Origin of the sequence: Rhizobium sp. Leaf262, from assembly GCF_001422245.1 — a bacterium.
Classification (GTDB): Bacteria; Pseudomonadota; Alphaproteobacteria; order Rhizobiales; family Rhizobiaceae; genus Agrobacterium.
This window is the reverse complement of the sequence record NZ_LMMM01000018.1, coordinates 228,450-241,458: the sequence shown is the minus strand read 5'-3', so window position 1 is coordinate 241,458 and position 13,009 is coordinate 228,450. Positions and strand designations below refer to the sequence as shown.

The window sequence follows — 13,009 nt, the reverse complement described above, 5'->3', positions numbered from 1 at the left end:
AATTCCGTATGTTCCCGTAATATCAAGGCACCGAATGTGTGTTCGAGGCCCTTTTAGCTTTCCAGCTCCAGCATGATGACGGCAAGCGGTGGCAAGGTCAGTGTCGCGCCGATCTTGCCGCCGGCATCCACCGCCTGCACACGTCCGCCATTGCCCTTGCCGGTGCCGCCGTAAATCTCGGCATCGGTGTTGAGCACTTCGCGCCAGCGACCGGCTGTCGGCAGCGGCACGTAGAAATTTTCCCTGTAGACAGGCGTGAGGTTGGAAATGACGGCCACCGGCTTTTCCCCCGGTGCCAGACGCAGCCACGCAAAAACCGAGTTCTCGTGGTCGTCCGCCGACAGCCACTGAAACCCTTCCGGTTCGCAATCGCGTGCATGCAACGCTGCCTTGGAGCGGTACATGAAATTGAGGTCGCGCACGAGGCGGCGCATGCCCTCATGCATATGATATTGCAGCAGGTTCCAGTCGAGCGAGCTCTTTTCGCTCCATTCGCTCCACTGGGCAAATTCCTGGCCCATGAACAGCAGCTTCTTGCCGGGATACCCCCACATGAAGGCGTAGTAGGCGCGAAGATTTGCAAATTTCTGCCAGTCGTCGCCCGGCATCTTGGCAATCATCGAGCCCTTGCCGTGCACCACTTCGTCATGGGAAATCGGCAGCACGAAGTTTTCGCTGAAGGCGTAGAGCAGGCCGAAGCTGAGTTCCTGATGGTGGAACTTGCGATGTACCGGCTCGCGCTGGAAATAGCTCAGCGTGTCATGCATGAAGCCCATGTTCCATTTGAAGCCGAAGCCGAGGCCGCCTTCATGCACCGGCTGCGAAACTTTCGGCCACGATGTGGATTCCTCGGCGATCGTCATGACGCCGGGGTGGTTGCCATAAACCAGCGTGTTCATCTGCTGCAGGAAACGCACCGATTCCAGATTTTCGCGCCCGCCATATTCGTTGGGCACCCACTCGCCCTCCTTGCGGGAGTAATCCAGGTAGAGCATGGACGCCACGGCATCGACGCGCAGGCCATCGAGATGGAATTTCTCGGCCCAATAGAGCGCGTTGTTGATGAGATACGACATGACCTCGACGCGACCAAAATTATAGATCGCGGTGTTCCAGTCCGGGTGGAAGCCCTGACGCGGATCGGCATGCTCATAAAGCGCTGTGCCATCGAACCATTTCAGACCATGCTCATCGACAGGGAAATGCGCGGGTACCCAATCCAGCAAAACGCCGATGCCGACCTTATGCGCGCCGTTGACGAAGCGGGCAAAGCCTTCCGGCTCGCCGAAACGGGCAGTCGGGGCATAGAGGCCGGTGGTCTGATAGCCCCAGGACGGATCATAGGGATGCTCGGAGATCGGCATGAACTCGATGTGGGTGAAGCCCATATCGGCGCAGTAGGGAATGAGCCGTGCGGCCAGCTCGTCCCATGTCAGAAACTCGCCATTGTCGCCATATTGCCAGGACGAGGCGTGGACCTCGTAGATACTGATCGGCTGACGGCGCTGGTCGATGCTGGCCCAATACTTTCGGTGTGCCTCGTCGTCCCAGTTCTGAACCAGTTCCGGCGTGGTGACGGACGCGTTTTTAGGGCGCAGTTCGGCGCGCCGGGCATAGGGGTCGGCCTTGAGCGGCAGCAGCTCGCCGTGTGGACCGACGATTTCGAATTTGTAGCTGCAACCGGCATAAACGTCTGGCGCGAAGATTTCCCAGATGCCGGTATCCTTGCGGAAACGCATGACGTGGCGGCGGCCATCCCAATTGTTGAAATCGCCCACCACAGATACACGTCTGGCGTTGGGCGCCCAGACGGCGAAATGAAAACCTTCGGCCCCTTCGTGCTTCAGCGGATGCGCGCCCATCTTGTCGAAGAGGCGTAGATGCGAGCCTTCGCGAACATAATAGTCGTCCATCGGGCCCAGCACGGGGCCAAAGCTGTAGGGATCGGTCACGGCCCATTCCGCATCGTCGCGCAGGGCGCGGTAGCGGATGGGCTGACGTTTGGAGAGCGTCACGGGTCCTTCGAAGAAACCGTCATCATCGGTGCGGACCAGTTCGCCTGCAACGTTGCCGTCCAGCGTCATGACCGTTACCTCTTCCGCGCCGGGAATGAAGCAGCGGGCCACGAAGCCGTCCGGGGTCTGGTGAACACCCAGGACGGCAAAGGGGTTGGAATGCAAACCGCTCTTGATTGCCTCGATTTCCGCCTTGTTGATGGCGCCAGTCTTTTTCTCTTCGGCAGTATTGAGCGGTTTTTTCATCAGGCTCTCCAGATTTCGGATGCATATTGCCGGATCGTCCTGTCGGACGAGAACCAGCCCATGCGTGCCGTATTGCGGACTGTTTTTTCGTACCAGCTGTTCGTGTCGCTCCAGATGGCGTCGACATCGCGCTGTGCCTGCGCATAGGCATCGAAGTCAGCCGCGACCATGAACCAGTCATTGTTGTAAATGCCGTCCATGAGCTGCGAGAAGCGCGATCTGTCGTCGGGCGAAAACACGCCGGAAGCGATGGAAGACACTGCCTGAGACAGCTCGGCGGAGTTTTCGATGAGGGAACGCGGGTTATGCCCTTCCGAACGGGCCTGCGAGACTTCCTCGGCGGTCTTGCCGAAGATCACGATATTGTCCTTGCCGACATGCTCGAGCATTTCGACATTGGCCCCATCGAGTGTGCCGATGGTGAGCGCGCCGTTCAGACCGAATTTCATGTTGCCCGTACCGGATGCTTCCATGCCGGCTGTGGAAATCTGTTCGGACAGATCAGCCGCAGGAACGATGATTTCCGCGAGGGACACGTTGTAATTGGGAATGAAAACCACTTTCAGAAGCCCGCGCACTGCCGGATCGTTATTGATGACGCGAGCGATATCATTGGCGAGCTTTATGATGAGCTTGGCGTTGTGATAACTCGGCGCTGCTTTGCCAGCAAAGAACTTAACGCGCGGAACCCAATCCAGTTCCGGTCTCGAGCGAATTTGGTCATAAAGAGCAACCGCCTCGATCAGGTTCAGAAGCTGGCGCTTGTATTCGTGGATGCGCTTGATCTGAATGTCGAACATCGCCGATGGATCAATCCGGATTCCCATGCGCTGGGCGACCGTATTGGCAAGGCGTACCTTGTTCTGCCGCTTGATTTCGGCAAATTTTTCGCGAAAGCCCTTGTCCTCGGCGAACGTGTCGAGTGCGATCAACTTTTCGGCGTCGTCGAGGAACTCATCGCCGATGGACTGGCGGATGAGGTCGGTCAGGCCGGGATTGCACTGCATCAGCCAACGGCGTGGTGTGATGCCGTTGGTTTTGTTGTTGATGCGATCCGGGTAGAGCGTGTGAAGGTCGGAAAACACCGTTTCCTTCATCAGTTCGGTATGAAGCGCCGACACGCCGTTGATGGAATGGGAGCCGATGAAGGCAAGGTTGCCCATGCGCACGCGGCGCTCGCCAGCTTCTTCGATCAGCGAAATGGAGCGGACCTGCTGGTCGCTCATCGTCTGCTGCTTGCGGGCCACCAGAAGCGTGTTGGCGTTGATCGCGTAGATGATCTGCATGTGGCGGGGCAGCAGACGCTCCAACAGCGGAACAGGCCAGCTTTCCAGCGCCTCGGGCAGAAGCGTGTGGTTGGTGTAGGAGAAGGTGCCGCGTGTCAGCGTCCAGGCCTCGTCGAATTCCAGACCATGCACGTCGCACAGCAGGCGCATCATTTCGGCGATGGAAATGGCCGGATGCGTGTCGTTGAGCTGGATGGAAACCTTGTCCGGCAGGTTGGTGAAGTCAGGATATTGCTGCAAATGGCGGCGCAGAATGTCCTGAAGCGAGGCGGACGAGAAGAAATATTCCTGCCGCAGGCGCAGTTCCTGGCCAGCCGGATTGGCATCGGCGGGGTAAAGCACGCGGGTCAGGGCTTCGGCCTTGTTGCTTTCCCGCAGCGCGCCGATGTGATCGCCCGCATTGAAGGCATCGAGCAGGATGGGGTCGATGGGCTGCGCCGACCACAGCCGAAGCGTGTTGACGCGGGTGCCGCGCCAGCCGACGACCGGCGTATCATAGGCCGTGGCGATCATGCGCTCAGCCGGTTTCCAGACGAAACGCTGGGGCTCTTCATAGCCGCCAACGGTATCCACTGCGCCGCCGAAGCCGATTTCGTAAGAGCTTTCGCGGCGCTCGAACTCCCAGGGGTTGCCGTGGGCAAGCCATGTTTCGGGCAGTTCCACCTGCCAGCCATCGGCCATCTGCTGACGGAAAAGACCGTGGACGTAACGAATGCCATAGCCGTAGGCCGGAATATCGACGGTAGCCATGGATTCCATGAAGCAGGCGGCGAGGCGGCCAAGACCGCCATTGCCCAGCGCCGCATCGGGCTCCAGGCCGGCAATGACATCGAACTCGACGCCGAGCGACGTCAGCGCGTTCTTGATCTCACCCATCAGCCCAAGGTTGGAGATGGCGTCGCGCATCAGGCGGCCGATCAGAAATTCCAGCGACAGATAATAGACGCGCTTGGAATCGTGCTGATACGCCTTACGGGTGGATTCCATCCACTTGTCGATGACGCGGTCGCGGATGACCAGAATGGTGGCGGTCAGCCAGTCATGCGGTTTTGCAACCTTGACGTCCTTGCCGATGCGATAGGTCAGCCGTTCGATGATTTCCGAGGCGAGAACGTCTGGTTCCGAACTGCGCGGGGCGGGGCGAGGAAGATCGTTGGTTTCAAGTTTATTGATCATTGGTCGGTCAGCACCTTGTTGGGAGGAGAGTGTCTGATTCTGTCGATCCGGCATGCCAGCTATGTTCGCAATTTATGCACCGATATCGTGCCGTGGCAACAGCCGTTTTGCCGGAAACGTGAATGACTTAGAGAGTTATGACAGGGTTATGGACATGATGTGAAAATAACAAAAAACCACGAAAACCGATGTGGTTTCCGTGGTCTATCAAATCGGAGTTAAGGATTTCAGTTGGTCAGGCGGCTCACATCGCCGGATGCTTTTCGAGCGATATCGCCAAAGGCCTCCACGATTTCGTCCATGTTCTCCGGCGCGTAATAGTTGTCTGCGCTGGTGGCGCAGGCCTGAAGAAGCGATTTCCCCTTGGCGGGTGCCATGAAGGCGACAGTGAAGATGTTGATATCGTCGGCTTTCGCCTTGGCGCAGGTGGCGCGAACCGAAGCATCGGTAGGAGCATCCCAGCTTGAGCCTTTGCCCGTCATTTCCCCGTCTGTCATCAAGACGATATAACGCTTGAACGACAGATTGCCTTTCCTCTTGTGTTCGTCGCTTTCCTTGGTGTTGGAGCTTTTCAGTGCGTCGAAGGCGGTCATGAGCGCCGCATCGGCGTTGGTTCCGCCCTCTGGGACAAGCGGGATGGCCTGCACATAGGCATTGGCTTTTTTCGTGCCCCAGTCGATATCCTGCCCGGGAAAGGTCGTGTCGTTATAGGCGATCGCGCCCGTGCGAACCAGGGTCGATTCCGGCGCTCCGGCGGCCTTGTAGGTCTTGTCAGACGTGTTGAGGGTCTTCACCAAAAAACTGACAGCGGTTTTCAACGAGGTGCTTTTTGCCACGTAACATGGGCTTGAAGCCTGCACCGTCGCGGGCTTCGTGGTCCAGTTGGCGAGCGTGAAATTCTGACACGAACTTTTGCTCTTATCCACCGTATCGGTCTTGAACGACATCGAGCCGGAGCGATCGAGCACGAGATACATCGATAATGGCGAGCCGTTGTTGAAGCTGCTCTCCGCCGTGCTGGTGGCGCTGACCGGGACAGACTTTTCCCAGATGAGGCCGAGCAACGGGTTGAGCGGCATCTGGTAACTGACGGTCATCGATATCTTGAAGGTGATGCCCTTGGCGGTTTCGTTTCTAACCGTAACGGTGGCCACCTTTTCATCGAAGCTTTTCTTCTCTGCTTCAGGCAAGTCCTTGGTAAAGTCCTGAGCGTCTATATGTTGTTTAGCCGCGGCCTTCAGTTCTCCGTCGCTTTTCTCGCCTTGCGATTCACGGAATTTGGTAGCGGCGGCAAGGGTTGCAGAATCGACGGCGTTCTGCAGGTCGGACTTGACCTGGAGTGCCCTGTTGAACTCTATCCCGGCCCCGGCAACGCCCATCAGAAGCGGCAGGGCCGCCGCCGTCATCATGGCAAAATTTCCCTGCCTGTCGCTCAGCAGCGCGCGCATCCGTTTCTTCATTCCGGCCCCATTGAACATCATGTCCACCCGTTGGATTGTCGTATGGAATCACCACTACCTACAGGCGATGTAGATTTTCCTAACGCAACGTGAGCAAATTTATCGAGTGCTCGAAACGGGACAGGTTTCTGTCGTGAAACGACGCTTTGTGCCGGCACGACACGCGTTTCGTTCCGTTTTGATACGGCTTCAATGCTTGACGGGAATGACGTCCACGGCCTGTGTGGTCTGCTGGTTGCCGTAGCTTTTCAAGACGCCGATGACGGGGGCGATGTCGGAATAATCGCGCCCATAACCGACGACGATGTGGTCGCTGCCAGCGACGATATCGTTGGTGGGGTCTAGCTCTATGTAACCGGTCGCTTCACCGCACCAGACCCGCACCCAGGCGTGCATCGCGTCCGCGCCTTCCAGTCGTTCCTTGCCGGCGGGTGGAATGGTGCGCAGGAAGCCTGAAACATAGCCTGCGGGAATGCCGAGGCTGCGCAGCGCCGAAATCATGATATGCGAGAAATCCTGGCAGACGCCGCGTTTCAGCTTGAAGGCTTCGGCTGGTGTCGTATCGACGGTGGTCGCCTCGCCATCATATTTGAAGTCCTTGTAGATGCGCTTGCACAGCGCCATCGCGATTTCGCGGATGGTCATGCCGGGCTTGATCGTCTCGCGGGCATAAGCGGCAATGGCTGCGTTCTCACCGATGCGTGGGCTGATGCCAGCCAGATGATGCGGTGACTGCGGATCGAGCGACCAGACACTGGCCAGCTCTGCGGGAAGTCTCGACAGTTGCGGCGAGAAATCCGCCGTCAGCGAGGGGCTTTCCACGGAAACGCGGGCCTGCATGCGGATATCGAGCTTATCGTGCGGGGCGCGCAGAAACACCGAGGTCGCGCTCTGCTGGAAGAAATCATCGAAGACGGTGCGCTCTTCCGGGGATGGCGTCACGCTCAGTGTTCCGGCGATCAATCTCTGCCTGCCGGGGATGGACAGCGGCATGATGCGGATGATGTGGCGCGCGCCGGATGCCAGCGTATCGTAGATATAGCCCATGTGCAGCGTCAGATCGTAGAGCATGGCCTATCCGAGATATGTCTGGGCGAGAAGGTCCGACAGATGTTCCAGATCCTGCTCCAGCTGACGGAAAACGGCGGGCGACAGGTTTTCCGGCGTCATGACGGCGAGACCCGAGTGGACGCGCATGACCTCGCGATAAAAGCCCGACATCTGGCCGTTGACGAAGGCATTGGGCAGTTGCTCCACCTCGGTGCGGATTTCGTTGAGCTGGAACAGGATGGAGCGCGGATTGAGTGGATCGAGGCCCAGCAAATCCATCACCGTCAGCGCTGCCGTGTTGACGTTGTAGCGGCGGCGATGGGTCATGACGCTGTCGCCGATTTCGAGCAGCATGTCGTAGGCGCCGTCAGGTGCATCCGGGCCGCTCATATGGCCGAGAAGCCGGGTCAGATGCAGGCCGCGTTCCAGATAACGACCGATGGACAGGAACCGCCAGCCGGTGAAACGATACATGTTTTCATGCACCAGACCGGCAAAGCCTGCGAGCTTGCGCAAGAGTACCGTCATGGCGTGGGTGGCGTCATCACCGGCGGCGACCTTGCTCTGGAATCGGCGCGCGGTTTTGGCGAGATCATTCAAGGCCAGCCAGCCATCCGGCGAGAAACGGTCGCGGATATTGCTGGCGGAGTAGATCGCGCTGTTGAGATTGGCGATCAGGCTTGCGGGAACGGCTTCCTCGACATCGATATCGATGGTTTCGAGATAGGCGGTGACGTGGGCCAGAAGCGGCTGCTTCGGATCGGCGGATTCGGCAAAGCGGGCGTGCCATGCGCGCAGGATGCGCAGCGCACCTTCCGCCCGCTCGATGTAGCGGCCCAGCCAGAACAGATTGTCGGCAGCGCGGCTCGGCAGGCTGCCGGGCATATTGCGAATGAAGTTTTCTTCCGCTGGCAGAAGCGTGGTGCGCTCCACCGGCTTGTCGGAGACGATCCAGACATCGGCAGCGCTGCCGCCTGCCTGCATGGCAATGGCCGCCGTATCATTGCTGCGGCCAATGCGGGCAAAGCCACCGGGCATGACCTGCCAACCATCTTGCGTGCGGGCCGCGAAGACGCGCAAGCTCATGGGGCGCGGCACCAGCTTTCCATCGACATAGGCCGGTGTCGTGGAAAGCGTGACGACTTCCTGACCGACGAGCTTGTGGCCATCGCTTGCCAGCCAGTCACCGATGGAATCCTTGGCCGTTTCACGCAGCGAGGAGCCCAGAACCGACTGGTCGTTATCATCGAAGAAGGGCAGGCGGGAATAAGCGGGGCCGATGACCATGCGCTCGATATTATGCGCCACATGCTCCCGCTCGGACGGCTGGCCGCACCACCATGTGGCGATGGAAGGCATGGCGAGGTCTTCACCCAGAAGATGGCGGCAAATGGCGGGCATGAAGGCTAGCAGCGCGCGGGTTTCGAGAATGCCTGACCCCAGCGCATTGACCATGCTGAGCGAGCCGGACCGCAGCGCCTGCACCATGCCGGGCGTGCCGATATGGGAGTTCTGATCCAGTTCCAGGGGGTCGGTATAGGACGCATCCAGCCGTCGCCACAAGACGCCGACAGGCTTGAGGCCAGCGACCGTGCGGACCATGACGCGGTTGTTGACGACGGTGAGGTCCTCGCCTTCCAGCAGCATGAAGCCGAGATAGCGGGCGATATAGGCGTGTTCGAAATAGGTCTCGCTGGCGGGGCCGGGCGTCAGAACCGCGATGCGGTCATCCGGGTGCTGGCGGTGAGCCTGCAACGTATCGCGAAACGCGCCGAAGAAGGAGGCGAGGCGGTGGACATGGGCCTCGGCATAGATGTCGGAAAAGGCGCGGGTGGTGGCCACGCGGTTTTCCAGCGCAAAGCCTGCGCCGGATGGGGCCTGCGTGCGGTCTGCCAGTACCCACCAGTTGCCGTCAGGGCCGCGCCCGATTTCGAAGGAACAGAAGTGCAGATAATGCCCATCTGCCGGTTTGACGCCTGCCAGCGGGCGCAGATATTCCGGGTTGGAGGCGAGCAGCGAGGGCGGCACGTAGCCTTGCTGGACCAGCCGGTTTTCACCGTAGAAATCGGCAACGATGCGTTCCAGCAGATTGGCACGCTGAATGAGCCCGTGGGAAACCGCTTCCCATTCCTTCTCATCGATCAGAACCGGGATATGGGAAATCGGCCAGTTGCGCTCGGTGTTTCCCTGCGCGCTGTAATCACGGTAAAACACGCCAGCGTCGCGCAGGTAACGGTCGGTGCGGGAAAAGCGCTCGTGTAATTCGCGCTCTTCCATACGCCCGAGAGCATTCACAAAAGGCTGCCAGACGGGGCGAATGTTCCCGTGGATATCCAGCATCTCATCGGCAATTCCGGGCATGGGGCGATAATCCAGCATGGAGGCCATGCCGGGTTTATCGTTTGTCCGTTCCATTGCCGGTGCCTTTGCCAAGTCACACTCCCTGCGGGCGTCTCAAATCAAGCGTCAGCGGAAATTCCGGCGACGCAGCTTCCGGCCAAAGCGTATACTGACCGGCGGTATGTCCCCAGGGTTCGAAACGGGCAAGTCGTCTTGCTTCCGCTTCGTTTCCATTGACGGGGAAAGTCTCATAGGTGCGACCGCCCGGATGGGCAACATGATAGATGCAGCCGCCGATCGATCGGTTCGACCATGTATCATAAATGTCGAAGGTCAAGGGAGTGTTGACCGGCAAAGCCGGATGCAGGCCCTGCGATGGCTGCCATGCCTTGAGGCGCACACCGGCAACCGAGACACCCGAATCATCGGTCTGCTTCATCGGCACGGCGCGACCGTTGCAGGCCACGGTGTAACGAGACGGGTTGGAGGTTTCCAGCCGCACCTGCAAACGCTCGACCGAGCTATCCACATAGCGCACGGTGCCGCCGATGGCACCCTGTTCGCCCATGACATGCCATGGCTCCAGCGCCTGACGAAGCTCCAGCTTGGAGCCTTCATATTCGACCTCTCCGAAGAAGGGGAAGCGGAACTCTAGCTGCGCCGCAAACCATTCCGGTTTCACATCGAAGCCGTTGTCTTTCAGGTCGGCCAGCACATCGAGAAAATCGGCCCAGATGTAATGCGGTAGCATGAAGCGGTCTGCTAGCGCCGTTCCCCAGCGCACGAATTTACCACCCACAGGGTTCTTCCAGAAGCGGGCGATGATGGCGCGCACCAGCAATTGCTGGGCGAGCGACATGCGCGCATTTGGCGGCATTTCGAAACCACGGAATTCCACGAGGCCGAGGCGGCCCGTTGGGCCGTCCGGCGAGAAGAGCTTGTCGATGCAAATCTCGGAGCGGTGTGTGTTGCCCGTGACATCCGTCAGCAGATTGCGGAACAGGCGGTCGACCAGCCATGGCAGCGGCGGTGCGCCTTCACCCGGCATCGGCACCTGCGCCATGGCGATTTCCAGCTCGTACATGCTGTCATGACGGGCTTCATCGATGCGCGGTGCCTGGCTTGTCGGGCCGATGAAAAGGCCGGAGAAGAGATAGGACAGCGACGGGTGGCGCTGCCAGTGCAGCACGAGGCTTTTCAACAGGTCGGGACGGCGCAGGAACGGGCTGTCATTGGGGTTGGCACCGCCCACCACCACGTGGTTGCCGCCGCCGGTGCCGGTGTGGCGACCGTCGATCATGAATTTATCCGCACCCAGCCGTGTCTGGCGGGCATCTTCATAAACGGCGGTGGTGATATCGACGCAATCCTTCCAGCTCGCCGCCGGGTGAATGTTGACTTCGATGACGCCGGGATCGGGCGCGACGCGGATGACGTTCATGCGCTCGTCATGCGGCGGGGTATAGCCTTCGATATGCACGGGCAGGCCAAGATCGGTCGCAGCAGCTTCTGCGGCGGCGACGAGATCGAGATAGTCCTCTACACGCTCCACCGGCGGCATGAAGACGCAGAGACGTCCATCGCGTGCTTCCACCGACATGGCGGTGCGGACTTCGCCATTGATGTCGCTGATCGATTGTTCGATGCGCTCCTGCGTGGCGCCATCGGAGGCCTGAAACGAGGCTTCTGGCAACACGCGTGCGGATGGCGCCATGGCGTCTGGCAGCGGTCCACGCGGAACGGACGGGTCCGCCGGGTGGATATAAGGAAATTTCGATTCCGGAACGTGGGGCAGGGTGCCGAGCGGAATGCGGTAGCCAACCGGGCTATCGCCGGGAACGAGGAAGATGCGGCCACGGCGGGTCTTCCACTTCTCGCTCATCCAGCGTTTCTCAGACGTGGCCTTGGCATTCCACGCCTGTACCGGCAGGACGTAACCGGTGGGTGTCGTCAGGCCGCGCTCGAACACGCGGGCGATACGGTTGCGCTCTTCCGGGTCTTTCAGCTTGGAATTGGACGGATCGACATTGTCTGGCAGATTGCCTTCCTTGATCAGCCATTCCGCCGGGTCTTCATAAGCGGGCAGCACCAGTTCCGGCGCGATGCCGATATTGGTGGCGATGTTGGTGAGCAGCTTTTCGGCGTCTTCCGATGTCACGCCTGTATCAACACCCTCGCGGGCCACCAGATCTGGGTTGTGCCAGACCGACTGGCCGTCCTTGCGCCAATAGAGCGAGAAGGTCCAGCGCGGCAGGCTTTCACCGGGGTACCACTTGCCCTGGCCGTAATGCAGGAAGCCGTTGGGGGCGAAGCGCTCGCGCAATTTGCGGATCAGCACATCGGCCTTTTCGCGCTTGGTCGGACCAACGGCATCGGTGTTCCATTCGCCTGATTCGAAATCATCGATAGACACGAAAGTCGGCTCGCCACCCATGGTGAGGCGCACGTCCTGTTGCGCCAGAACCTTATCCACCTCATCGCCCAAGGCGTTCAGGCGGTCCCAGCTTTCGTCGGAAAAGGGCTTGGTGATGCGCGGATGTTCGGCCACGCGACTGACCTTCATGTCGAAGGCGAATTCGGTGTTGGCCTCGCCGTAATAGCCGCCGGAAATCGGGGCAGCATTGCTGTAATGCGGCGTTGCAGCCAGCGGCACGTGGCTTTCGCCAGTCAGGAGCCCGGAGGTCGGATCGAGACCCACCCAGCCAGCACCCGGCAGATAGACTTCCGTCCACGCATGCAGATCGGTAAAATCGACCTCGGTTCCCGAGGGGCCATCGAGCGCCTTGAGGTCCGGCGTCAGCTGAATGAGATAGCCCGACACGAAGCGGGCGGCGAAACCGAGATGGCGCAGGATCTGCACCAGCAGCCAGCTGGTGTCGCGGCAGGAGCCCTTGGCCGTCCCTAGCGTCTCTTCCGGCGTCTGCACGCCGGTTTCCATGCGGATGACATAGCCGATTTCGCTTTGCAGGCGGGCATTGAGGCCGACGACCATATCGACAGTCGGCTGTCCTGCCGTCCAGTCGAGCGTTTTCAGGTAGTTTTCCAGAAGTGGGCCCGATGGATCAGGTGTCTGGTAGATCGAAAGGTCGGCCTTCAGCGTTTCTGGATATTCGAAAGGCCAGTAGGTGGCGCTTTCTTCCACGAAAAAGTCGAAGGGATTGTAGACGGTCATATCCGCGACGAGATCGACCTCGATGCGGAATTCGGTCACCGGGTCTGGAAAGACGTAGCGTGCCAGAAAATTGCCGTAAGGGTCCTGTTGTAAATTGACGAAGTGGTTGGCGGGGGAAACCTTGAGCGAATGGCTGATGACGTGGGTGCGGGAGTGCGGTGCGGGCTTCAGCCGTATGATCTGCGGACCGAGGCGGATCGGTTTGTCGTATTTGTAGTGCGTCAGATGGTAGATGCTGGCTTTGATCGACATACTGGTCCTTGC

Annotated in this window: 6 protein-coding genes; all 6 read right to left on the bottom strand. The window is 59.6% G+C overall.

Annotation, left to right across the window (positions count from 1 at the left end):
* Positions 1–53: 53 nt before the first annotated feature.
* Positions 54–2,261: a 1,4-alpha-glucan branching protein GlgB gene (gene glgB, locus ASF29_RS18605; RefSeq protein WP_062452136.1), complete on the bottom strand. Its 2,208-nt coding sequence runs from the start codon at positions 2,259–2,261 to the stop codon at positions 54–56.
* Positions 2,261–4,723 (bottom strand): glycogen/starch/alpha-glucan phosphorylase, encoded by a 2,463-nt coding sequence (locus ASF29_RS18600; RefSeq protein ID WP_062452135.1) that lies wholly within the window; start codon positions 4,721–4,723, stop codon positions 2,261–2,263. Before ASF29_RS18600 ends, glgB begins: the two co-directional genes overlap by 1 nt.
* A gap of 227 nt (positions 4,724–4,950) precedes the next feature.
* Complete coding sequence (locus tag ASF29_RS18595; RefSeq protein ID WP_244473593.1) at positions 4,951–6,183, bottom strand: TadE/TadG family type IV pilus assembly protein; 1,233 nt, start codon at positions 6,181–6,183, stop codon at positions 4,951–4,953.
* A gap of 189 nt (positions 6,184–6,372) precedes the next feature.
* A complete protein-coding gene (locus tag ASF29_RS18590; RefSeq protein ID WP_062452134.1) occupies positions 6,373–7,254 on the bottom strand; it encodes a transglutaminase family protein in 882 nt (293 codons plus the stop codon).
* 3 nt (positions 7,255–7,257) lie between these two features.
* Positions 7,258–9,648 carry a circularly permuted type 2 ATP-grasp protein gene (locus ASF29_RS18585; protein WP_062452405.1) on the bottom strand — a complete coding sequence of 797 codons (2,391 nt, stop codon included), beginning with the start codon at positions 9,646–9,648 and terminating at the stop codon, positions 7,258–7,260.
* 19 nt (positions 9,649–9,667) lie between these two features.
* Positions 9,668–12,997 (bottom strand): transglutaminase family protein, encoded by a 3,330-nt coding sequence (locus ASF29_RS18580; RefSeq protein ID WP_062452133.1) that lies wholly within the window; start codon positions 12,995–12,997, stop codon positions 9,668–9,670.
* Positions 12,998–13,009 lie beyond the last annotated feature (12 nt).